General features: G+C 65.3%; 20 protein-coding genes. 9 read left to right on the forward strand and 11 right to left on the reverse strand.

The genetic code is table 11. The features are described from left to right. The first annotated feature begins 156 nt into the window (after window positions 1–156). Genes E4487_RS00490 through E4487_RS00500 form a run of 3 tightly spaced genes read left to right on the forward strand, consistent with a single transcriptional unit; the run spans window position 157 to window position 3105 of the window. A complete protein-coding gene (locus tag E4487_RS00490; RefSeq protein WP_003284884.1) occupies window positions 157–396 on the forward strand; it encodes a type II toxin-antitoxin system RelB/DinJ family antitoxin in 240 nt (79 codons plus the stop codon). Beyond that, window positions 386–673: a type II toxin-antitoxin system RelE/ParE family toxin gene (locus E4487_RS00495; protein ID WP_044315231.1), complete on the forward strand. Its 288-nt coding sequence runs from the start codon at window positions 386–388 to the stop codon at window positions 671–673. The genes E4487_RS00490 and E4487_RS00495 overlap by 11 nt, the downstream gene beginning before the upstream one ends. A gap of 44 nt (window positions 674–717) precedes the next feature. After that, window positions 718–3105: a DEAD/DEAH box helicase family protein gene (locus tag E4487_RS00500; protein ID WP_175252507.1), complete on the forward strand. Its 2388-nt coding sequence runs from the start codon at window positions 718–720 to the stop codon at window positions 3103–3105. Between the two features lie 613 nt (window positions 3106–3718). Here E4487_RS00500 and E4487_RS00505 read toward each other — a convergent pair. The 10 genes from E4487_RS00505 to glyQ all read right to left on the reverse strand — a co-directional run bounded on the left by E4487_RS00505 (window position 3719) and on the right by glyQ (window position 14050). Continuing rightward, window positions 3719–4651 (reverse strand): phosphatidate cytidylyltransferase, encoded by a 933-nt coding sequence (locus tag E4487_RS00505; protein ID WP_037052335.1) that lies wholly within the window; start codon window positions 4649–4651, stop codon window positions 3719–3721. Between the two features lies 1 nt (window position 4652). Continuing rightward, window positions 4653–5276 carry a 1-acyl-sn-glycerol-3-phosphate acyltransferase gene (locus E4487_RS00510; RefSeq protein ID WP_037052333.1) on the reverse strand — a complete coding sequence of 208 codons (624 nt, stop codon included), beginning with the start codon at window positions 5274–5276 and terminating at the stop codon, window positions 4653–4655. Between the two features lie 9 nt (window positions 5277–5285). Next, window positions 5286–5735, reverse strand: coding sequence for a hypothetical protein (locus E4487_RS00515; RefSeq protein ID WP_175252508.1), 450 nt, complete (start codon window positions 5733–5735; stop codon window positions 5286–5288). Beyond that, window positions 5725–7062 carry a phosphatase PAP2/dual specificity phosphatase family protein gene (locus E4487_RS00520; RefSeq protein ID WP_175252509.1) on the reverse strand — a complete coding sequence of 446 codons (1338 nt, stop codon included), beginning with the start codon at window positions 7060–7062 and terminating at the stop codon, window positions 5725–5727. Before E4487_RS00520 ends, E4487_RS00515 begins: the two co-directional genes overlap by 11 nt. Further along, window positions 7062–8816, reverse strand: a complete 1755-nt coding sequence (locus E4487_RS00525; RefSeq protein ID WP_175252510.1) for a bifunctional alpha/beta hydrolase/class I SAM-dependent methyltransferase — start codon at window positions 8814–8816, stop codon at window positions 7062–7064. The genes E4487_RS00520 and E4487_RS00525 overlap by 1 nt, the downstream gene beginning before the upstream one ends. A 25-nt stretch (window positions 8817–8841) precedes the next feature. Next, entirely contained in the window at window positions 8842–9447 is a 606-nt protein-coding gene (locus E4487_RS00530) for a CDP-alcohol phosphatidyltransferase family protein (RefSeq protein ID WP_152487458.1), read from the reverse strand. Window positions 9448–9656: 209 nt separating this feature from the next. Then, complete coding sequence (locus tag E4487_RS00535; protein ID WP_134676629.1) at window positions 9657–10424, reverse strand: 1-acyl-sn-glycerol-3-phosphate acyltransferase; 768 nt, start codon at window positions 10422–10424, stop codon at window positions 9657–9659. A 13-nt stretch (window positions 10425–10437) separates the two neighbouring features. Continuing rightward, entirely contained in the window at window positions 10438–10968 is a 531-nt protein-coding gene (gmhB, locus tag E4487_RS00540) for a D-glycero-beta-D-manno-heptose 1,7-bisphosphate 7-phosphatase (protein WP_047592359.1), read from the reverse strand. Window positions 10969–11051: 83 nt separating this feature from the next. Continuing rightward, a complete protein-coding gene (gene glyS / locus E4487_RS00545; RefSeq protein WP_037052321.1) occupies window positions 11052–13106 on the reverse strand; it encodes a glycine--tRNA ligase subunit beta in 2055 nt (684 codons plus the stop codon). Then, window positions 13103–14050 carry a glycine--tRNA ligase subunit alpha gene (gene glyQ / locus E4487_RS00550; protein ID WP_037052319.1) on the reverse strand — a complete coding sequence of 316 codons (948 nt, stop codon included), beginning with the start codon at window positions 14048–14050 and terminating at the stop codon, window positions 13103–13105. Before glyQ ends, glyS begins: the two co-directional genes overlap by 4 nt. A 171-nt stretch (window positions 14051–14221) precedes the next feature. On the opposite strand from glyQ, the gene E4487_RS00555 reads away from it, so the two are divergent. The 6 genes from E4487_RS00555 (at window position 14222) to E4487_RS00580 (ending at window position 20731) form a co-directional block, all read left to right on the forward strand. Beyond that, complete coding sequence (locus E4487_RS00555) at window positions 14222–14776, forward strand: DNA-3-methyladenine glycosylase I (protein WP_037052317.1); 555 nt, start codon at window positions 14222–14224, stop codon at window positions 14774–14776. Next, window positions 14773–15384, forward strand: coding sequence for a pyridoxamine 5'-phosphate oxidase family protein (locus E4487_RS00560; RefSeq protein WP_175252511.1), 612 nt, complete (start codon window positions 14773–14775; stop codon window positions 15382–15384). The genes E4487_RS00555 and E4487_RS00560 overlap by 4 nt, the downstream gene beginning before the upstream one ends. 56 nt (window positions 15385–15440) lie before the next feature. Beyond that, on the forward strand, window positions 15441–16328 hold the full coding sequence (locus E4487_RS00565; protein ID WP_175252512.1) for a lysophospholipid acyltransferase: 888 nt from the start codon (window positions 15441–15443) through the stop codon (window positions 16326–16328). A gap of 128 nt (window positions 16329–16456) precedes the next feature. Beyond that, entirely contained in the window at window positions 16457–16723 is a 267-nt protein-coding gene (locus E4487_RS00570) for a PilZ domain-containing protein (RefSeq protein WP_037052309.1), read from the forward strand. A 116-nt stretch (window positions 16724–16839) separates the two neighbouring features. After that, window positions 16840–19476 (forward strand): bifunctional lysylphosphatidylglycerol flippase/synthetase MprF, encoded by a 2637-nt coding sequence (gene mprF, locus E4487_RS00575; protein ID WP_175252513.1) that lies wholly within the window; start codon window positions 16840–16842, stop codon window positions 19474–19476. A gap of 1 nt (window position 19477) precedes the next feature. Further along, window positions 19478–20731: a virulence factor family protein gene (locus E4487_RS00580; RefSeq protein ID WP_373921495.1), complete on the forward strand. Its 1254-nt coding sequence runs from the start codon at window positions 19478–19480 to the stop codon at window positions 20729–20731. Between the two features lie 103 nt (window positions 20732–20834). Here the strand turns inward: E4487_RS00580 and ehuA are convergent, their stop codons facing one another. Continuing rightward, on the reverse strand, window positions 20835–21614 hold the full coding sequence (gene ehuA / locus E4487_RS00585) for an ectoine/hydroxyectoine ABC transporter ATP-binding protein EhuA (protein WP_037052305.1): 780 nt from the start codon (window positions 21612–21614) through the stop codon (window positions 20835–20837). Between the last annotated feature and the right edge of the window lie 40 nt (window positions 21615–21654).

Genomic DNA, 21654 nt, shown 5'->3' on the forward strand with positions numbered 1-21654 from the left:
ACTTCAGCGTTATGTGGCTACCGGGTAACTGGGGTGTGGCGCCGCAGCCAGGGGGCACTTGGTCGGTGTGCTACTGGCGGGGTCGCCAACCCGCTTGCCAAAATACGGTTACCCTGTCACTGTAAATACGAATGTCATTACAGTGAGGGTCGCATCATGGCGTCCATCAATATCCGCATCGACGACGAGCTTAAGGCGCGTGCTTACCAGGAGCTGGAAAAGCTCGGCGTCACCCCCTCTGAACTGATGCGCCAGGCTTTGCAGTATGTGGCCGAGCGCGGACAGCTGCCCTTCCGGCCCGTGCTGATGACCGAGGAAGATGAAGCGTTAATCGCCACGGTTCGTGAACGCCTGGCCGCTCCTCAGCGCGTGAAGGTTGCGCTGGATGACCTATAGCCTTGAGTTTGATGCGCGGGCACTGAAGGAGTGGCAAAAACTGGGTGATACCGTTCGCCAGCAGCTGAAGAAAAAGCTCGCTGAGGTGTTGCTCAATCCGCGCATTGAAGCCAATCGGCTCCATTCGCTGCCGGACTGCTACAAGATCAAGCTGCGCAGCAGTGGTTATCGCCTGGTGTACCAGGTGCTTGACCACGAGGTGGTGGTGTTTGTGGTCGCGGTTGATCGCCGTGAGCGTGAGCAGGCCTATCGCAAGGCAGCCGAGCGTCTTAAATAGCGGGCTCAGCTGTTCCCCTATGACTGAAAGGTGGTCTCGGCACGATGAGTGGTGATGATCTGCTTGAGCATCTACGGGCCGAAAATGCGCGCTTGATCGCGCTGTTGGAAGCGCATGGTGTTGAGTGGCGCTTGCCTGACGAGCCGCCGCTAGTCGAACCGACTAGCCCGCCTCCACTGATAAGTTCGAGTCTCGACACGGATGCCAAGTTGGCGTTGTTCAGGCGACTGTTTCGGGGCCGTGCCGATGTGTTTCCCGTGCGCTGGGAAAGCAAGGCCGGTAAATCGGGCTACTCACCGGCGTGCGCCAATGAATGGCGACCCGGTGTGTGTGAGAAGCCACGGATCAAGTGCGGAGATTGCTCGTTCCGCCAACTCCTGCCGCTGACCGATCAGGTGCTCTACAAGCATCTGGCCGGAGATATTGTCATCGGCGTTTACCCGTTGCTGCCAGACGACACCTGCTACTTCCTGGCGGTGGATTTTGACGAGGCCGATTGGCGTGAAGATGTCACGGCTTTTGCCCAGTCATGTTGTGAGTTGGACGTGCCGGTGGCACTGGAAATCTCTCGCTCGGGCAACGGGGCGCACGCCTGGATTTTCTTCGAGCGTAATGTCCCCGCCTATGAGGCGCGCCTGCTCGGCTCCGCGATCATCAGTCATACCTGCGAGCGTACCCGGCAACTGACGCTGGGCTCGTATGACCGACTGTTTCCAAATCAGGACAGCATGCCCAAAGGCGGCTTTGGCAACTTGATTGCCTTACCCTTGCAGAAGCGGGCCCGCGCGTTTGGCGGCAGTGTTTTTGTCGATGAGACGCTGACGCCCTATCCCGACCAGTGGGCATTTCTGGCCAGCATTCAGCCTATGCCCGTGCAGGATATTGTGCCGAAAACCCTGCTGGCCACTGGAGGTCGCCATCCATTGGATGTCACCGCAGTTGCGGATGACGACGAGCCGAAACCCTGGCAGCGCACAGCGGAAAAGACTCAGAAGTTGGCTTGTCCGTTACCCGAGTCAGTGAACGTTACCCTGGCCAACCAGATCTATTTCGACAAGTCCGAACTGCCCCAGCCATTGGTCAACAAGCTCATCCGCTTGGCGGCCTTTCAGAACCCCGAATTCTACAAGGCACAGGCCATGCGTATGCCTGTGTGGAACAAGCCCCGGATCATTGGGTGCGCGGAAAACTTTCCCCAGCATATAGCCTTGCCCCGTGGCTGCCTGGATGACGTGCGGGCATTGCTTCATGACAACGGGGTTGAGCTGGTGCTGCACGATGAGCGCTTCGCAGGAGAGCCCATTGATGTCCGCTTTGCGGGCACGCTACGCCCGGATCAAGAGGCTGCTCTCGAAGGCATGTTGGCGCACGACACCGGCGTCCTCTGTGCGCCCACTGCTTTTGGTAAAACCGTCACGGCAGCCGCGCTGATTGCCAGGCGAGGTGTAAACACGTTGGTGCTGGTGCACCGGACGGAATTGCTCCAGCAGTGGAAGGAAAGGTTGCAGGCGTTTCTGGGCGCAGACAAAACGAAGGTCGGCACTATAGGCGGTGGTAAGGTCAAGCCGACCGGCATCATCGATATTGCCGTGATGCAGTCTTTGTCGCGGCAAGGTGAAGTCAGCGAGCAGGTGAAAAACTACGGGCAAATCATCGTGGATGAATGCCATCACCTGTCAGCCTTTTCATTCGAGGCCCTCCTCAAGGCTGCTGGGGCCAAATATGTCTTGGGTCTGACCGCTACGCCAGTCCGTCGTGATGGCCAGCAGCCGATTATCTTCATGCAGTGCGGGCCCATTCGGCATACAGCGAGTAGGCCGGAGAGTGCTCCAGCTGATCTGGCCGTGACGCCGCAGTGGCTTTCTCGACCGATAGTCATGCCCGAAGGGACAGGCATCCAAGATGTCTTCTTGCAGGTGTGCAGCGACACAGAGCGAACAGCCAAGATTGTTGCTGAGGTTGGAGATGTTTTTGACCAAGGCCGGAAGATCCTGGTGCTGACTGAGCGAACGGATCACCTCAACGCTATTGAGGCGCAGTTGGTCGGTCGGGTCGAGAACCTATTCACGCTGCATGGGCGGATGTCCAAGAAGCAACGCGCTGCGCTAATTGGCGAACTGGAAGCACTGCCAGCAGATGCCCCGCGTGTGATCCTAGCAACCGGGAAATTGGTTGGAGAGGGTTTTGACCACCCGGCACTGGATACCTTGGTACTGGCCATGCCGGTTTCCTGGAAGGGCACTCTCCAGCAGTATGCGGGCCGCCTGCATCGGGAACATGCGAGTAAGGCGGATGTGCGCATCATTGACTTCATTGATGCCGGACATCCTGCATTGCTCCGTATGTGGAGCAAGCGCCAAGCGGGTTACAAGGCTATGGGCTATCGATTTGTTGATTCGTCCAGCTCAATGGAACTGCCGGCAAATGGTTAACGAGTCTTCATACAGCCACCAAGCTTCCGTCTGTCGGAGTCGGAAAGTGGCTGTTTCCTACGCAGTGGATTCGCCGTAATCTGGGTTGCATTGACAGGTTGTCAATCCAGGCTGTGGCTTGAGGTCTGCCTCCAGCACGTCCGCTGTCTTACCGAAATGTAGTGCTGTGAGCGGCTCGTTTCAGGGGCTTACGGAAAATGCCATTTATTGCGGTAATTTCGGCGGAAAATGCCACTTTATGTGGCTCAATCATGCCAATAATGGTGCCCATTGCTTTTCGTAACTCATTGATTTAGTTGAGTTTACCTGTGGTTCTGAATGCCAGGTTTGTCGCCCGTCGACATCACCAGTCTCTGGTATCGGAAACAGAAACCCCGGCCTGTGTGCCGGGGTTTTTTATGGCTGTCGCTATGGCAAAAGGCTTACAAGGAGAAGCGCCATGGGCGTCTCCCCTCGCCTACGGGTCTTGGCTAATCTACACACACCTACCGGGAACTGGATGTCCCGGGTCACGGATGACAGACCGCGCCAGGACGGCAAACGACAGGAAGTCGGAAGGTCATGAAAAACCCGCCTCGGCGGGTTTTTTATTGCCTGCAGAAAAGGCGGGCCGTCAGGCCCACCAGTAGCGCACCATGTGGAAGAACACCGGGGCGGCGAAGCACACCGAGTCCAGCCGATCGAGCATGCCGCCATGGCCTTCGATCATGTGGCCCCAATCCTTCACGCCGCGATCGCGCTTGATCGCCGACATCACCAGGCCGCCAGCGAAGCCGAGCATGCATACCAGCAAGGCGAAGAGCGCCGCCTGCCAGAAGGCGAACGGGGTGATCCAGCACAGCGAGGCGCCGATCAGCGTGGCCAGCGCCACGCCGCCGACGAAGCCCTCCACGGTCTTCGAGGGCGACAGGTTGGGGGCGATCTTGTGCTTGCCGAACAGCTTGCCGCAGACGTACTGCAGGACGTCCGAGAGCTGCACGACGATGATCAGCCAGGCGATCAGCAGCAGGTTGCGCCCTTCGTAGCCGGGAATGTCCAGGGTCAGCAAGGCGGGCACCGAGGAGATGCAGTACACCGCGATCATCAGGCCCCACTGCACCTTGGCTGCACGTTCCAGGTAGCGCGTGGTGTCGCCGCCCAGCGAGGCGAGAATCGGCAGCAGCAGGAACAGGTAGACCGGGATGAAGATGGCGAACAGGCCGTACCAGCCCAGGGCGATCAGCAGGTACTGCATCGGCAGGGCGAAGTAGAAGGCCGCGACCAATGCGGGATAGTCGCTGCGGCGGGTGGGCGTCAGCGTCATGAACTCGCGCAGGGCGTAGAAGGACACGAAGTAGAACAGCAGAACGACGCCGTTGTTGCCGAACAGGAAGGCGATGCCGATGACCAGCACCATCACCCACCAGGCGTTGATTCGCGCGTTGAGGTTGTCGATGACCGGGTTGGGGCGATCACCACTGCGCTTCTTCAGGAAGAAGCCGACCAGGCTGGCCAGCAGCAGCAGGGCACCGATACCGGCGAACAGCAGCAGGGTATTGCGATCCATGTCAGGCCTCCTCGGGTGCCAGTGCCAGCAGGGCGTTGCGCGCGCGTTCCAGGAAGGCTTCCTTGCCCTCCCCCTCGATGGGCTCCACGGCCGCACCGAAACTCAGGGTGCACAGCAAAGGCAGGGGCAATGCACGGCCCTTGGGCATCACCCGGTTGAGGTTGGCGATCCATACCGGCACCAGCTCGACCTGCGGGCGTTGCTGAGCCAGGTGGAAGAGCCCGCTCTTGAACGGCAGCAGCGGCTCGTCGCTGAGGTTGCGCGTGCCTTCGGGGAAGATGATCAGCGAATCGCCACCGTCCAGCGCATCGAGCATCGCCTGCAGCGGATTGGCGCCCTCTTCCTTGCGCTCGCGATCGACCAGCACGCCGTTGAACACGCGATTGATCAGGAAGCTGCGCATGCCCGGTTTCTGCCAGTAATCGGCACCGGCCACCGGGCGCGTGGTCTTGCGCAGCTCCGGCGGCAGTGATGCCCACAGCAGGACGAAATCGCCGTGGCTGCTGTGGTTGGCGTAGTACAGACGCTGGGTGGGCTGGGCGGTGCTGCCCAGCCAGAGGGCGCGGGCCCCCGTGAGCAGGCGGGCCGCCGAGGTGATGGCGAAAGCGGTCAATGCAGCGAGCATGGCGACTCCTTAACCGGGTGGGGGAAATGCGTGAATGAAGACGATGCCCGACAGCACGAGCACAGCCTGGAACAGCAGGCACAGTACCTGCCTACGCAGCAGGCCGAGTGCACCCTGGCAGCGCAGGCTCCAGCTGCGCCCGGCCTGTTCGGCAGGTTGCAGGCCGAGGCGCTGCAGCGCCTGATCCAGCGCCTCGGTGTGCGCGTCCAGCTGCTCACCGGCGCACGCCAGTTGCTGGAACAGTTCGGCGTCCAGGGCGACGCGCAGTGCCCAGTACTTCTCGGCGAGCCCGACCAGCAGCAATGCCGCGCAGAACAGCCCCAGGCCGAGGCCGCCTGGCGCACCCAGCAGGGGCGACAGCCCGAGCACGACAGCGACCAGGCTCAGCGCAGTGGAAAAGTGATCGACGCTGCGTCCGCGTCGCAGCAGCGCGGCGACCAGTTGCAGGTCAGCCTGCATGGGCGACCTCCACCTGTTGTGGGGCCTCGAGCAGGCGCTGCAGCGCTGCCAGATGCTGTGGACCGAGCACCACCTGTGGGCGGGCCTGGCGGATCAGCTCGACCGCGCTGTGCACATCGCCGCAGCGCCCGCTGTGCAGCAGCCAGGCCGCGACGGCGGTGGCGCTGCGTGAGTAGCCCAGGGCGCAACAGACCAGCAGCGGCCCCTGATGGCGCAGGCGCTCGATGGCTTCGGCGGCGTGTCGGCATGTCGCGGCATCCGGTGCAACCAGGTCCAGTGCCGGCAGGCTGCAATAGGCCAGCGTGCCCGGTGCTGCGGGTAGTTCGGCGCACAGGTCGACCAGCGCGGCGTAGCCGTCGAGATCGCCCGCCGCAGGCAGACGGCCGAGGTGAATACCGTCGACCACCAGGCTGGGCGCGGGCTGGCGGTACGTCCATAGCCGCGAATTGATCCAGGCGGCGAGCAGGTACGGGCCGAGCAGTGCCGTAGCCGCCGGGCTGAGACGCCCATTGGCTTGCTTCTGGAAGCCGGCCGCGCCGAACAGCAGGTAGTTGAGTGCGACCATGGCCAGGGAAACGCTCGGCCACAACAGCCACAGCCAGGCACCGCCCAGGTTGACCGCCAGTGCCGAGCACAGCAGCGCGCCGAGGCTGTAGCGCAGTGCCAGGCGCCAGTGACGAGGATCAGTGGCCAGGCGCATGTGCTGCAACGGCGTGCTGCCCTGCAGCGGCAGCAGCCAGAGGCAGAAGAAGCCGGCGAGCAGCCCGGTGGGCACGTCGATGAAGTGGTGTTGCCAGGTGGTCAGCACGGACAGGCCGATCAGCCCCATCCACAGGTGCAGCAGTCCGCGCCAGAGCGGGCCGCGGGCATGGTTGGCGAACATCGCCCAGATGATCACCAGCAGCGTGATGTGCAGAGAGGGTGCCTGGTTGAAGGGTTTGTCGAAACCCATCAGCAGGTCGAAGAGCATGCCGAACGTGCCCTCCAGAGGGGGGCGCTCGAAGGTGAAGCGCAGCGGCCAGAGGAGGAAGCAGGCCACGCAGATCACCTGCGCGGCGAGCAGGCGCAGCGCATGGCGGTCCATCTCGCGGCGGCACGCGGGCAGCAGGAACGACAGGCCGTAGAGCAGGTCGATCGACCAGTAGGGCACGATGGTCCAGGGCCAGAGCGGCACCTGCGTCTCCCAGGCGAAGACCAGGCTGCCGACATCGTCACGCTGGCCGGTGAACCAGTTGGCGAAGCCGTAGCTGGCGAAGAACAGCGGGCCGAGCAACAGCAGCCAGAGAACGCCCCGCTTCCACAATCCCTGCTCGCGGGTGCTCTGCATCACTTCACCCGTTGCGCCAGGGACACGCTGAAGATGCCCCACTGATCGATACGCTGGGCCACCTTGCGGAAGCCTGCTGCCTCGACCAGCTGGTCCATCTCCGCCTGGCTGCGCCGGCGCATGACCCAGGCCTGGCCGTCACGGTGGCTGGTCAGGGCGCGGGCGATCAGCTCCAGCTGCGGGTGCCAGGGTTGCCCCGTGTAGACCAGGTAGCCGCCCTCCTCGACCGCTGCCGCCAGGCCCGCCAGTGAGTCGCCGACCATCTGGTTGCTGCCGAACAGTTCGTACAGGCCGGAGACCACCGCCAGGGTCGGTTTGGGATCGAGCGCCGCGAGGTCTTCGCGGTCGAAGGCATCGCCCTTGACGAAACGGGCGATGTCGCCGAGATCCTTCTGCTGGATCAGCGCATTGCCGTCGCGAACGTTGATGTCGCTGTAGTCGCGCAGGAGGATCGAGTCCGGACGCTGTTCCTGGCCCTCCAGCGATTCGAGGATGTAACGGCCATGGCCAGCGGCGATGTCGACGATGCGCACGGCCTTGCCTGCCTCACGCAGCCTGAGCATGGCCAGGCGCAGCAGCTCCTCGGCATGCAGCTTGCGCTGGCGGATGCCACGCCAGCCGATGGAGTCCAGGTAGTTCCGGTCGATCAGCCGGCCCAGCGCGCCCTTGCCGCTGGGCTGGTTGCGGTAGACGTAGTCCAGCGTGCTGCCGGAGTCGAAGCCGGTGTCGAAACCCAGCTTGACCCCGTCCGACAGGCCGCTGCCGAGGCGCATGCCGGCGCGGGTGGCGCGCCAGTACAGGTCGCGCAGCGAGTTCTGCGGCAAGGGCGCAGCCAGCTCCTCGGCTTCGGCGCAGGTGACGCCCAGGCGGTCGGCGTCGAGCAGCGACGGCCGTGCCATGGGTTGCTCGAAGTTGCGCAGGATGAAGCGGCGGGCGCGGCTCAGTGCATGGGCCCGGTCACGCTCGCCGAGGGTGTCGTGGAAGAAGCCGGGCAGCAGGTGCTTCTCCTTGCGTACGCTGCCGAGGCGCTCGAAGAAGGCTTCCTGCGGTTTGCGCTGTACGACGAAGTCCGCAGCGGAAATCAGCAGCTGGGTCGGCACCTGAATCGCCTGGGCATCGGCGACGATGCGATCGGCCGCCTCGTACAGGCCCAGGAGCATGGTGACCGAGATGGGGCGGGCGATCAGCGAATCGTTGTCGAACGAGGCGATGCGCTCCGGGTCGTGGGTCAGGAACCTGGCCTTGACGTAGCTGTTGACGAAGAAATTGCCGCGCCAGGCATGCAGCAACTTCAAGCCGGGGCGGGCGAACGGCACGTAGAGCTTGACCTTGAAGGCCGGCGAGGCGAGCACCAGGCAGCGCACCTTGGGGGCATAGTCGTGGGCCCAGGTGGCGATGATCACCGCCCCGACGCTCTGCGCGACCACGGCCAGGTCCTGCTCGACGATGCCATGCCGGCTGCCGATGTGCTCGACGAAGGTCTGCACGTCACGCACGCTGGTGGCGAAGCTCGGGCTGTCGCCCCGCGCGCCGGGCGAAAGGCCGTGGCCACGGGCGTCCCAGGCGAAGAAGTCGCAGTGTGGCAGGTCCAGCTCATCCACCAGGTGAGCCATGCGCCCGCCGTGCTCATGGCCGCGATGGAACAGCAGGACCGCCTGTCGCGGGCCCTCTTCGGGGGCGCTGGCGGGCCAGTGGCGATAGCTCAGTTCGACGCCGTCGTGGGTGGTGAAGGTGTGCAGTTGGACGGGGCGCATGGAATCTCCTTATTCCGAGGATGGCTCAGGCCGTTTCGGCCAGCCCATGGCGAACGCGGTTGTAGAGGGTATAGAGCAGCAGGGCCAGGACCAGCGCCAGCAGGGCGTTGATCCACCAGGCCGAGAGCAGCCCGGTGGCGACGCCGGCACCGAGCACGCCGAAGCAGAAGGCGCGGTCGCTCTTGCCCATCGGGCCGTCGTAGCGGCGTGACGCGCCGACCATGGGGCCGAGCACGCCGGCGTATTCGCTGATCACTGCCAGCAGGACCACGACCACCACCAGCAGCGGTGAGACGCCCGGCAGCAGGGCGAAGGGCAGGTACAGGGCGCTGTCGGCGATCACGTCGCAGAGTTCGTTGAGGTAGGCGCCGAGTTTCGATTGCTGGCCGAATTCACGGGCCAGCATGCCATCGACGGCATTCAGCGCCATGCGCAGCAGCATCCACAGCGGGATCAGGGCGAACAACCAGGCCAGCTGGCTGTAGGCCGCGAGCAGGGCACCGAGCAACAGGGAAACGATCGCGGCCGTCAGGGTCACCTGGTTGGCGGTGACGCCACGCGCATGGAGGCGTTCGACGCCCGGGCGCAACAGATTCTGGAAGGCAGGCTTGAGCTGGTAGATCGATGGCATGGCAGCGAATTCCTTTTCCCGATCGGATCATCGGCCATCTGCAGGGGCGAGACTGTGCGCCCGTCGAGCCTTGTGAGGCATGCATTGGCATTCAGGCAAGTTATACCCTACAGGCCGATTTTCCTAGTGCTGCCCAATCTCCAGGAAAATCATGTGCTTGAACCTTATGATGGCGCATTGCTGGTATTTGACGCACAGCTTATCCACAGCTAGAGCGATTCGCCGAGGCGGCTCAGTACCGGTTCTTCACCGCGCATCGCCGCCTGTTGCTGGCAGACCCACTGGAAGGCACGCTCGTTGAGCTCGGCGATGGCACGCGGGCCCTCGCCCTCGGCATGCATGGGCGCGCCGATGATCACCTGGATGGTGCCGGAGCGCTTGCCCCAGCCCTCCTTGGGCCAGAACTCGCCGGCGTTGTGGGCGATGGGCAGTACCGGCAGGCCGGCGTTGACCGCGAGCGCCGCGCCGCCGCGGGAGAACTTGCCGATCTGCCCTGGCTGAATGCGCGTGCCTTCGGGGAACACCAGGACCCAGGCACCCTGCTTGAGGCGCTCGTCGCCCTGCTTGGCCATCTGCTTGAGCGCCGCCTTGGGGTTGCTGCGGTCGATGGCGATGGGCTTGAGCAGGGCCATGCCCCAGCCGAAGAACGGCACGCGCAGCAGCTCGCGCTTGACCACTTGCGACAGCGGCTCGAAGAAGCCGGAGAGGAAGAAGGTTTCCCAGGTGCTCTGGTGATTGGCGAGGATCACGCACGGGCGCTCGGGGATGTGCTCCAGGCCACGCACCTCGTAGCGGATGCCGACGATCACCTTGGCCAGCCAGACCGCGCAGTTGCACCAGGCCTGGACCACGAAGCGATAGCGCTGGCGGAAGGGCAGCAAGGGCGCGACCAGCAGGCTGATCAGGCACCAGAAGAAGGAGCTGGACGACAGGAGCAGGTAGAAAAGCGTGATTCTGAGGGCCTGCACGATCGCCATTGAACTTCGCACCTTATGAGAGCAGTCGATCGGCGACAGCCGCCAGATCGTCGAATACCAGGGTTCCTGGCGGCAATGCCTTGGCCAGGGTTCGTTCGCCCTTGCCGGTCTTCACCAGCACAGGTTGACAGTCGACGGTCAGCGCCGCCTGCAGGTCACCGCTGCTGTCACCGACGAACCAGATACCTGCCAATTCCGTGCCGTAGTGCGCAGCGATCTGCCTGAGCATACCCGGCTTTGGCTTGCGGCAGTCGCAGCCATCGTCCGGGCCGTGTGGACAGTAGACGATCAGACCGACTTCACCGCCCTGCTCCGCCACCAGCTCGCGCAGGCGCGCATGCATCGACTCCAGGGTCGCCAGGTCGTAGTAGCCTCGGGCGATTCCGGACTGGTTGGTGGCCACGGCCACCGTCCAGCCGGCACGCGACAGGCGCGCGATGGCGGCAATCGACGAGGGAATCGGCAGCCACTCGTCGAGGCTCTTGATATAGGCGTCGGAGTCTTCGTTGATGACACCGTCGCGGTCGAGGATCAGTAACTTCATAGCAGCAAGCTCCGAGCCGCAAGCTACAAGTCAGCGACGGCCTGCTTGCCGCCATGCTGCCTGTAGCTTGCCGCTGCCGTGTGTCAGCCGAGCAGGGAGATATCCGCGACGCCGAGGAACAGGCCACGCAGACGGGCCAGCAGGGCATAGCGGTTGGCACGTACGCGTGCATCCTCGGCGTTGACCAGCACCGCCTCGAAGAAGGCGTCCACCGGCTCGCGCAGGCTGGCCAGCTTGGCCAGGGCCTCGTCGTACTGGCGGCCAGCGGCCAGCGGCTGTACGGCCTGGTCGGCCTGCTGGATCGCCGCGTGCAGGGCGAACTCGCTGGGGTTGTCGAAGTAGTGCGCTTCGACCTGGGCGGCGACGCCACCTTCGGCCTTGCTCAGCAGGTTCGACACGCGCTTGTTGGCGGCGGCCAGGGCCTCGGCCTGTGGCAGTTTGCGGAAGGCCTGCACGGCCTGCACGCGCTGGTCGAAGTCCAGCGGCGAGGTCGGGTTGACCGCCCGCACGGACTGGTACACGGCGACGTCGATGCCTTCGTCTTCGTAGCGCGCACGCAGGCGGTCGAAGATGAATTCCAGCACCTGGGCCGCCAGGCCATCGTGCTTGACCTTGCCGGCGTACTGGGCGACGGCGAAATCGACGGCGGCAGCCAGGTCCAGGTCCAGACCCTTCTCGATGAGGATGCGCAGCACGCCGAGGGCAGCGCGGCGCAGGGCGTAGGGGTCCTTGGAGCCGGTGGGCAGCATGCCGATGCCGAAGATGCCGACCAGGGTGTCGAGCTTGTCGGCCACGGCCACCGCGGCACCGGTCAGGGTGCTCGGCAGCTCGGCACCGGCACCGCGCGGCATGTACTGCTCGTTCAGGGCCAGGGCGACGTCTTCCGGCTCACCGTCGTTGAGCGCGTAGTAGTAGCCGGCGATGCCCTGCATTTCCGGGAACTCGCCGACCATCTCGGTGGCCAGGTCGCATTTGCTCAGCAGGCCGGCACGGGCGGCACGCTGGGCATCGCCACCGACTTCGCGGGCGATGAAGCCGGCCAGCGCCGAGACGCGCTCGGCCTTGTCGAACACCGAACCGAGCTGGGCCTGGAACACCACATTGGCCAGGCGCTGGTTGAAGCCTTCGAGCTTCTGCTTCTTGTCCTGCTTGAAGAAGAACTCGGCGTCGGTCAGGCGCGGGCGCACGACCTTCTCGTTGCCGGAAACGATCTGCGCCGGGTCCTTGGACTCGACGTTGGCCACGGTGATGAAGCGCGGCAGCAGCTTGCCGTTCGCGTCCAGCAGGCAGAAGTACTTCTGGTTGTCCTGCATGGTGCTGATCAGCGCCTCCTGCGGCACCTCGAGGAAGCGTTCCTCGAAGGAGCAGACCAGCGGCACCGGCCATTCGACCAGGGCGGTGACTTCGTCCAGCAGCGCCGGCGGCACGATGGCCGTGCCCTGCTCCGCGGCGGCCAGCTGGTCGACGCGCTGGCTGATCAGCGTACGGCGCTCGGCGAAGTCGGCCAGCACATAGGCGCTGCGCAGGTCCTCGGCGTAGTTCGCCGGGCTGCTGATGCGCACGTCACGGTTGGCGTGGAAGCGATGGCCACGGGACACGCGGCCAGCCTTCTGGGTGAGGATCTCGCAGTCGACCACGCTGTCGCCGAAGAGCATCACCAGCCACTGGGTCGGGCGCACGAATTCGTCGCGGCGAGCGGCCCAGCGCATGCGTTTGGGAATCGGCAGGTCGTTGAGCGAGTCGGCGACGATGGTCGGCAGCAGGTTCACGGCCGGCTGGCCAGGGATGTGCTGGGCGAAACGCAGTTTCGGCCCGCTGCGGTCGATCTCGGCAATGTCCACGCCGCACTTGCGGGCGAAGCCCAGGGCGGCCTGGGTGGGATTGCCGTCGGCGTCGAAGGCGGCCTGGATGGGCGGGCCGTCGAGGTTCATGCTGCGGTCGGCCTGCTGCTCCTCGAGCTGCTCGACCAGCACCGCCAGGCGGCGCGGCGCGGCATAGGCACGGGCGCTGGCGTAGTTCAGGCCAGCGGCCTTGAGGCCCTTCTCGATACCGGCGAGGAAGGCGTCGCCCAGGGTTTTCAGGGCCTTAGGTGGCAGCTCTTCGGTGCCCAGCTCGACCAGGAAATCTTGTGCACTCATGCTTGCGCCTCCAGCTTGGCCAGTACTTCGTCACGCAATTCCGGGGTGGCCATGGGGAAGCCGAGTCGGGCACGTGCCTGCAGGTAGCTCTGCGCCACGGCGCGGGCCAGGGTGCGTACACGCAGGATGTACTGCTGACGCGCGGTCACCGAGATGGCGCGGCGAGCGTCGAGCAGGTTGAAGGTGTGCGAGGCCTTGAGCACCATCTCGTAGGTCGGCAGCGGCAATTGCAGCTCGATCAGGCGGTTGGCTTCGCTCTCGTAGAAGTCGAACAGTTCGAACAGTTTCTCGACGTTGGCGTGCTCGAAGTTGTAGGTCGACTGCTCCACTTCGTTCTGGTGGAACACGTCGCCATAGGTCACGGTGCCGAACGGACCGTCGGTCCAGATCAGGTCGTAGACCGAGTCGACGCCCTGCAGGTACATGGCCAGGCGCTCCAGGCCATAGGTGATCTCGCCGGTCACCGGGTAGCACTCGATGCCACCGACCTGCTGGAAGTAGGTGAACTGGGTGACTTCCATGCCGTTGAGCCAGATTTCCCAGCCCAGGCCCCAGGCGCCGAGGGTCGGCGACTCCCAGTTGTCCTCGACGAAGCGGATGTCGTGGACTTCCGGATCGAGGCCGATGGCCTTGAGAGAACCCAGGTACAGCTCCTGGAAGTTCTCCGGGTTGGGCTTGAGGACCACCTGGAACTGGTAGTAGTGCTGCAGGCGGTTGGGGTTTTCCCCGTAACGGCCGTCGGTCGGGCGGCGCGAGGGCTGCACGTAGGCGGCGTTCCAGGTTTCCGGGCCGACGGCGCGCAGGAAAGTGGCGGTGTGGAAGGTGCCGGCGCCGACTTCCATGTCATAGGGTTGCAGCACGACGCAGCCCTGTTCGGCCCAGTAGTTCTGCAGGGCCAGGATCAGGTCCTGGAAGGTGCGTGCGGCAGGCTTGTTCTGGCTCACGAAGAAATCACCTGTGGAGGCTTGCGAGGGAAAGCCGGGGAGTATATCGAAACTCGACGCAAGCCGCAGGGTACGGCACATCGGCATCATCCAATGGCGGCGCCGACTGTATTTATATCCAGTTGTTTTGCGGCTATAGTCACCCCCTCATCCTGACCGAGGCCTACCGCCATGCCCCGTTGCTTCTGGTGTACCGACGATCCGCTCTACCAGGCCTACCACGACGAGGAATGGGGTGTGCCGCAGCGCGATGCGCGCCATCTGTTCGAGATGCTGCTGCTCGAAGGCGCGCAGGCCGGGCTGTCGTGGATCACCGTGCTGAAGAAGCGCGAGCGCTATCGCCAGGTGCTGCACGGCTTCGACCCCGAGCGCCTGGCGCGGTTGAGCGACGAGGAGATCGAGCTGCTGATGCAGGACCCCGGCATCATCCGCAACCGCCTCAAGCTCAAGGCCGTGCGCCAGAACGCGCAGGCCTGGTTGCGCCTGGAGGACCCGGTGACGCTGCTCTGGTCGTTCGTCGGCGGCGCGCCGAAGATCAACCACTTCAGCGACCGCAGCCAGATGCCGGCCGTGACCCCCGAGGCCGAGGCGATGAGCAAGGCGCTGAAGAAGGCCGGCTTCACCTTCGTCGGCCCGACGATCTGCTATGCCTTCATGCAGGCCACGGGTATGGTGATGGACCACACCACCGACTGCGACCGTTACGCGCAATTGAAGGGCTCATGACCACCATCACCACGCTGGATGAATTGCTCGCACTGTACGGCGAAAGCCACGAACGCTCGCGGCGCAAGGAGCTGCCACGGCTGATCGCACCCTACCGTGCGCTGATCGAGGCCTCGCCCTTCGTGGTCCTGGCCAGCACCGGCGCGGACGGCATGGACTGTTCGCCACGAGGCGATGCGCCGGGGTTCGTGCAGATTCTCGACGACCAGACCCTGTTGCTGCCGGACCGCCCCGGCAACAACCGCATCGACAGCCTGCGCAACATCGTGCAGAACCCTCAGGTGGCGCTGCTGTTCCTGATCCCCGGAGTCGGCGAGAGCCTGCGGGTCAATGGTCGCGCGGAAATCTCTCTCGACCCCGAACTGCTCGAACTGGGGCGCGCCCAGGGCAAGTTGCCACGCAGCGTGCTGCGCATCCACATCGACAGTTGCTACTTCCAGTGTTCCAAGGCGGCGCTGCGCTCCGGGTTGTGGGATGCCGCGCGTCAGGTCGAGCGGGCCAGCCTGCCCCGTGCCGGCGATATCTTCCGCTGCATCCTCGACGACGAGTTCGACGTCGAGGCTTACGAGCGCGACCTGCAGCAACGGGTTCGGACGAGCCTGTACTGACTGCACTGCTCCTGCGCCGCTACAATTGACGCCTTTCCGAGCGGTTGGAGTCTGTCGTGGAGAAACTCAAGGGCGCCCTGGTCGTGGGGTTCCTGCGCTTGTTCGCACTGCTGCCCTGGCGTGCCGTGCAGGCCGTGGGCAATGCCATCGGCTGGTTGATGTGGAAGCTGCCGAACGGTTCGCGTGACGTCGCGCGCATCAACCTGGCCAAGTGCTTTCCCGAGCTGAGCGAGGCCGAGCGCGAGCGCCTGGTCGGGAAAAGCCTCAAGGACATCGGCAAGACCCTGACCGAAAGCGCCTGCGCCTGGATCTGGCCGGCGCAGAAGTCGCTCCAGCTGGTCCGCGAAGTGGAAGGCCTGGAAGTGCTGCAGCAGGCGCTGGCCTCCGGCAAGGGCGTGGTCGGCATCACCAGTCACCTGGGCAACTGGGAAGTGCTCAATCACTTCTACGGCAACCAGTGCAAACCTATCGTTTTCTACCGCCCGCCGAAGCTCAAGGCGGTCGACGAGTTGCTGCAGCAGCAACGCGTGCAGATGGGCAACCGTGTGGCCCCGTCAACCAAGGAAGGCATCCTGCGCATCATCAAGGAAGTGCGCTCGGGCGGCGCCGTGGGTATTCCCGCCGATCCGGAACCGAGCCGTTCGGCGGGGGTGTTCGTGCCCTTCCTCGGTACCCTGGCCCTGACCAGCAAGTTCGTCCCTGGCATGCTCACCGGCGGCAAGGCGGTCGGGGTGTTCCTGCATGCCGTGCGCCTGGATGACGGCAGCGGTTACAAGGTGATTCTCGAGGCCGCGCCGGAAGGCATGTACAGCGAAAACGTGGAAGAGGGCGTGGCGGCGATGAGCGAAGTGATCGCACGTTACGTGCGCACCTATCCGAGTCAGTACATGTGGAGCATGAAGCGCTTCAAGAAACGCCCGGATGGCGAGGGCAAGTGGTACTGACGTCCTGCTTCAGGGCAGGATTGTCGAAGAAGGCGCCATGATGGCGCCTTTTTTCTGCCACCTGCTGGGCCTCGGCGCGGTAATGCGCTATTAAAGGCGACATCGCTCGACCAATCCTCGGAGCCGTCATGTCCAACCAGCGTCAGCAGGTACGTACCCCGATGAAGTGCCGGATCAAGATCAGCCATCCGAGTTTCGGTGAGCTGCTGGCACAGACTCGCGACCTGTCCGACAGCGGCGTGTACGTGAAGCATCCGGACATGGCCGGCCTGGCCGTTGGCACCCACGTCACCGGGCAGGTCCAGGATCTGCCTTTCCCCGCGCCCATCCTGCAGATGGAAGTGATGCGGGTGGATGCCGAGGGCGCGGGCCTGCGTTTCCTCGACGAAGCCTGACGGCGCAAACGCTGCGGTACGCGTGACGAAAAGCGGAAAGCCGAGGAACATTTCGTTACATCTGCACTCTGACCAAGACCTCGCTCCGAGGTGGCGTCCATCAGAGGCGTTTCGACATGAGTCGAGCGGTATCCGAACTCCCCGCTAACGGCGCCGATGCGCCGGAACTTCCTCCCCCTTCTCGCCCCGGCTGGCTGCACCGTCAGCGTCACCTGATCGGCCTCGGCCTGTCGTTGCTGCTGTTCGGCCTGGCGCTGCTGGCCTGTTGGCATCTGGTGCGCGAGATCAACCCGGATCAGGTGCGCGACTCACTGGCGGCGGTACCGCCACGGGCGTTGTTCGCGGCCATGCTGGCCACCGTGCTGGGTTTTCTGCTGATGCTCGCCTACGAGTGGTCGGCCAGTCGTTATGCCGACGTCCGCCTGCCCGCGTCGACCCTGGCGCTGGGGGGCTTCTGCGCCTTCGCCATCGGCAACGCGGTGGGCTTGTCGGCGCTGTCCGGGGGCTCGGTGCGCTATCGCCTGTACACGCGCAATGGGCTCGGCGCGGGCGATGTGGCGCGAATGAGCCTGTTCGCCAGCCTGTCGCTCGGCATCAGCCTGCCGATTCTCGCGGCCCTGGCCGCCCTCTTCGACCTGGCGGACGCCTCGGCGGCGCTGCGCCTGCCGGCGCCGTTGCTGGCGTTGCTGGCCGTGGCGGTGCTGCTCGCCGCCCTGACGCTGGTCCTGCTGCTGGCGCGCAAACGCCTGGCCGAGCGGCCTGCCCCCGGCTGCTGGCAAGTGGACCTGGGGCGCTTCAGCCTGCGCCTGCCCGGCGTGCGCATGAGCCTGGTGCAGCTGCTGATCAGCAGCCTCGACGTGCTGATCGCCGCCAGCGTGCTCTACTGCCTGCTGCCCGAGGCGCCGCCGTTCTCGTCCTTCGTGCTGATCTACATGCTGGCGCTGGCCGCCGGTGTGCTGAGTCATGTGCCGGGTGGTGTCGGGGTGTTCGAGGCCGTGCTGCTGGCGGCGTTCTCCTCGCGCATCGACCCGGCCGGGCTGGTCGCGGCCATGCTGCTCTACCGTCTGCTCTACGTGCTGCTGCCGTTGCTGGTCGCCGGGCTTCTGCTGCTGGCGGTGGAGGCGCGGCGCTTGTGGTTCCCGCGCCACGTGGCAAGGGTGGCCAGCAACCTGGCGGTACCGCTGCTGGCACTGCTGGTGTTCTGCGCCGGCGCAGTGCTGCTGTTTTCCGGGGTCACGCCGACCATGGACGAGCACCTCGAGGCCCTGGGTTTTCTCATGCCGCCGCCGCTGATCGCCGCCTCGCACCTGGCGGCGAGCCTGGTCGGCACGCTGTGCCTGCTGCTGGCGCAGGGGCTGCGCCGGCGCCTTTCCGCCGCCTGGGTGCTGACCCTGGTGTTGCTCTGCCTGGGCGTGGTGCTGTCGCTGCTCAAGGGCTTCGACTGGCCGGAGGCGCTGGTGCTGGCGGCTATCGCCGGGGTGCTCGCGCTGTTTCGCCGGGAGTTCTACCGACCCAGTCGGCTGCTCGACATGCCGGCCTCGGGCCTGGCGCTGGCGGCCACCAGTGGCGTGATCGCGGCCTCGGTCTGGCTGCTGCTGTTCGTCTATCAGGATGTCGCCTACAGCCACCAGCTGTGGTGGCAGTTCGAACTGGACGGCAATGCCCCGCGTGGCCTGCGTGCCGCCCTGGGCAGTGCCCTGGTGCTGCTGGCGGTCGGCCTGACCTGGCTGCTGCGTGCCACGCCACCGAGCATCCGCCTGCCTGACGGCGAGGCCTTGGCGCGGGCACGAACCATCGTCGAGGCCTCGCGGCAGCCGGAAGGTGGCCTGGCGCTCAGTGGCGACAAGGCGCTGCTGTTCCACCCGGATGGCCAGGCGTTTCTCATGTACGCCCGCCGTGGCCGCAGCCTGGTGGCGTTGTTCGACCCCATCGGCCCGCCAGCGGCGCGCGCCGAGCTGATCTGGCAGTTCCGCGACCTGTGCGACCGTCACCATGCGCGGCCGGTGTTCTACCAGGTGCGGGCGGAGAACCTGCCCGGCTACATCGACATCGGCCTGACCGCACTGAAACTGGGTGAGGAGGCGCTGGTGGATCTGCACACCTTCGACCTGGCCAGCAACGGCAAGGAGATGAAGGCGCTGCGCTACACCTGGAACCGTGGCCAGCGCGATGGCCTGAGTCTGGAGCTGCATGCCCCCGGCGCGGCACCCCTGGACGCTTTGCAGGGCATATCCGCTGCCTGGCTGGCGGGCAAGCAGGTACGCGAGAAGGGCTTCTCCCTCGGCCGCTTCAGCCCCGAGTACCTGGCGCACTTTCGGATTGCGGTGGTGCGCTTCGAGGGGCGCGCGGTGGCCTTCGCCAACCTGCTGGAGTGCCAGACGCGAGCGGTCGCCAGCCTCGACCTGATGCGCGTGCTGCCGGATGCGCCGAAGTCGACCATGGAATTCCTCATGCTCGGGCTGATCCAGCAATTCCAGGGCGAGGGCTATGCGCGCTTCAGCCTCGGCATGGTGCCGCTGGCTGGCCTGCAGACGCGCAAGGGGGCGCCGCTGCCGTTGCGCCTGGGCGCGCTGGTGTTCGATCGCGGCGAGAGCTTCTACAACTTCCAGGGGCTGCGCCGCTTCAAGGACAAGTTCCTGCCGCAGTGGGAACCGCGCTATCTGGCCGTGCCGGCCGGGCTCGACCCCTGGGTGGCATTGGCCGACACCGCCGCGTTGATCGCCGGCGGTCTGGGTGGACTGGTGAGGCGTTGAGATGAACAAGGCGACAGGGGTACTGGGCGGGTTGTTGCTGGTGGCTGCCCTGGCGGTGGGCGGGGTGACCTGGTGGTGGTCGATGCGTGCGCTGCCGCATCTGCAGACGGTGCAGATCCAGGGGCTGAGCGCGCAGCTGCTGAGCCAGGGCGAGGCGCGCCAGCGCCTGCTGCTGATCGCGCCGCCCGAGCAGGCGCTGGACGAGGCGCTGCTGCGACGGCTGGCCGACGCAGGAGACGTGCGTGTGCTGCAGATGCCCTTCGTGGCGCACGACTGCGGCGCGCAGCGGCGCCTGATCGATCAGGCCGGCGGGCTGCTGGGCGGCAAGCCGACCCTCGTCGCCGGCGTCGGGCCGGCCGCCGCTTCGGCCTGGCGCTGGCTGGCGACGCAGGACGATGACCAGGCGCAGGCGCTGTCGGTGGGCTTCGACCTGGGCCAGCCCGATTGCGCCGAAGCGCTGCCGAAGAAGGCCGCGCACGGCCACTGGATCGCCCTGTGGAACGACAACCCCGGCGATGCCAACGCGCGCTTCCTGCGCGAGCAGGGCAATGGCGAGCCGCGCATCGGCACCCTGGGGACGCCGCTGCCGACCCTGCTGGCCGACCAGTTGCAGCAGCTGCTTGCCGGCCAGGGCGCGCCGCTGCCGGTGGTCGAGCACCCTTCGGCGCAGGCGGCCGATACCCTGACCCTGTTCTACTCCGGTGACGGCGGCTGGCGCGATCTCGACCGGGCCTCGGCCGAGCACCTGGCCGCAGCCGGCTATCCGGTGGTGGGCATCGATACCCTGCGCTACTACTGGCAGCGCAAGAGCCCGGAACGCAGTGCCGCCGACCTGTCGCGCCTGATGCAGGAGTACCGCGAGAAATGGCACATCAGGCGCTTCGTGCTGGCGGGCTATTCCTTCGGCGCCGACGTGCTGCCGGCGATCTACAACCGTCTGCCGGCGAGTGACCAGCAGCAGGTGGATGCCATGCTGCTGCTGGCCTTCGCCCGCAGCGGCAGCTTCGAGATCGCCGTCAGTGGCTGGCTCGGCAAGGATGGCGCGGAGGCTGCCACCGGACCGGAGCTGCGCAAGGTTCCGGCGGCCAAGGTGTATTGCATCTACGGCAGCGAGGAAGCGACCGAGAGCGGCTGCACCGAAGCCGGAGCCCCCGGAGAGCGCCTGCAGATCAGCGGTGGCCACCACTTCGACGGTGACTACGCGGCGCTGGCGCAGAAGATGCTGGCGGCGATCAGGGCGCGGCAGCAGCGTTAGTCTCGTTGGCGCATGCCACTGAACTGGCGTGATTCCGTAGGAGCGGATTCATCCGTGAACAATCGCGGCTGAAGCCGCTCCCACGACAGGGCCTGCGACGGCCTCAGTGGGCCTCGTTCACCGCGCTGAGAAATGCCTGCGTGCGTTCCTGCTGCGGATTGCCGAACAACTCCTCGGGGGTGCCCTGTTCGTGGATGCGGCCCTGGTGGAAGAAGCACACGCGGTCGGCGAACTCGCGGGCGAAGCCCATCTGGTGGGTGACCATCAGCATGGTCAGGTTGTGCTCGCTGCCGAGGCGGCGGATCACCCCCAGCACTTCGCCGCACAGCTCCGGGTCGAGCGCCGAGGTGACCTCGTCGAACAGCATCACCTTGGGCCGCATCGCCAGCGCACGGGCGATCGCCACGCGCTGTTGCTGGCCGCCGGACAGTTGCGAGGGGAAATGGCGCAGCTTCTCGCTCAGACCGACCATCGCCAGCAGCTCCTCGGCGCGTTCGCTGGCTTCCTTCCGGCCCAGGCCGAGCACCTGCATCGGCGCCTCGATGACGTTCTGCAAGGCGCACATGTGCGGGAACAGGTTGAAGCTCTGGAACACCATGCCGATCTTGCCGCGCACCTTGCGCTGGTAGCTGGCGCTGGCCGGCACCAGACGGCCGTCGCGGGTACTCATGTGGGTCAGCGGCTCGTCGTCGACGGCGATCAGGCCTTCGTCGATGCTTTCCAGGGTCATCAGTGCGCGCAGCAGGGTCGACTTGCCCGAGCCACTGGGGCCGATGATCGCCACCTTCTCGCCGGGGGCGACATCCAGGTTGAGCTTGTCGAGCACGGTGAGGTTGCCGTAACGCTTGGTCACGTCGGTGAAGCGGACGATGGGCTGGGGCATGCTGGAACTCCCTGCAGCGGCGGTCGAGTTGATAAAAGCA

Origin of the sequence: Pseudomonas sp. BMW13, assembly GCF_013357275.1 — a bacterium.
Lineage (GTDB): Bacteria > Pseudomonadota > Gammaproteobacteria > Pseudomonadales > Pseudomonadaceae > Aquipseudomonas > Aquipseudomonas khazarica.

Excerpts from the sequence above, each read along its gene's own strand:
- E4487_RS00580 (WP_373921495.1), top strand. The coding sequence starts at position 19,478 with ATGAACAAGGCGACAGGGGTACTGGGCGGGTTGTTGCTGGTGGCTGCC.
- glyS (WP_037052321.1), bottom strand. The coding sequence starts at position 13,106 with ATGAGTGCACAAGATTTCCTGGTCGAGCTGGGCACCGAAGAGCTGCCA.
- mprF (WP_175252513.1), top strand. The coding sequence starts at position 16,840 with ATGAGTCGAGCGGTATCCGAACTCCCCGCTAACGGCGCCGATGCGCCG.
- E4487_RS00515 (WP_175252508.1), bottom strand. The coding sequence starts at position 5,735 with ATGCAGGCTGACCTGCAACTGGTCGCCGCGCTGCTGCGACGCGGACGC.
- E4487_RS00500 (WP_175252507.1), top strand. The coding sequence starts at position 718 with ATGAGTGGTGATGATCTGCTTGAGCATCTACGGGCCGAAAATGCGCGC.
- E4487_RS00525 (WP_175252510.1), bottom strand. The coding sequence starts at position 8,816 with ATGCGCCCCGTCCAACTGCACACCTTCACCACCCACGACGGCGTCGAA.
- ehuA (WP_037052305.1), bottom strand. The coding sequence starts at position 21,614 with ATGCCCCAGCCCATCGTCCGCTTCACCGACGTGACCAAGCGTTACGGC.
- E4487_RS00530 (WP_152487458.1), bottom strand. The coding sequence starts at position 9,447 with ATGCCATCGATCTACCAGCTCAAGCCTGCCTTCCAGAATCTGTTGCGC.
- E4487_RS00495 (WP_044315231.1), top strand. The coding sequence starts at position 386 with ATGACCTATAGCCTTGAGTTTGATGCGCGGGCACTGAAGGAGTGGCAA.
- E4487_RS00555 (WP_037052317.1), top strand. The coding sequence starts at position 14,222 with ATGCCCCGTTGCTTCTGGTGTACCGACGATCCGCTCTACCAGGCCTAC.
- E4487_RS00505 (WP_037052335.1), bottom strand. The coding sequence starts at position 4,651 with ATGGATCGCAATACCCTGCTGCTGTTCGCCGGTATCGGTGCCCTGCTG.
- E4487_RS00520 (WP_175252509.1), bottom strand. The coding sequence starts at position 7,062 with ATGCAGAGCACCCGCGAGCAGGGATTGTGGAAGCGGGGCGTTCTCTGG.
- gmhB (WP_047592359.1), bottom strand. The coding sequence starts at position 10,968 with ATGAAGTTACTGATCCTCGACCGCGACGGTGTCATCAACGAAGACTCC.
- E4487_RS00560 (WP_175252511.1), top strand. The coding sequence starts at position 14,773 with ATGACCACCATCACCACGCTGGATGAATTGCTCGCACTGTACGGCGAA.
- E4487_RS00535 (WP_134676629.1), bottom strand. The coding sequence starts at position 10,424 with ATGGCGATCGTGCAGGCCCTCAGAATCACGCTTTTCTACCTGCTCCTG.
- E4487_RS00490 (WP_003284884.1), top strand. The coding sequence starts at position 157 with ATGGCGTCCATCAATATCCGCATCGACGACGAGCTTAAGGCGCGTGCT.
- E4487_RS00510 (WP_037052333.1), bottom strand. The coding sequence starts at position 5,276 with ATGCTCGCTGCATTGACCGCTTTCGCCATCACCTCGGCGGCCCGCCTG.
- E4487_RS00570 (WP_037052309.1), top strand. The coding sequence starts at position 16,457 with ATGTCCAACCAGCGTCAGCAGGTACGTACCCCGATGAAGTGCCGGATC.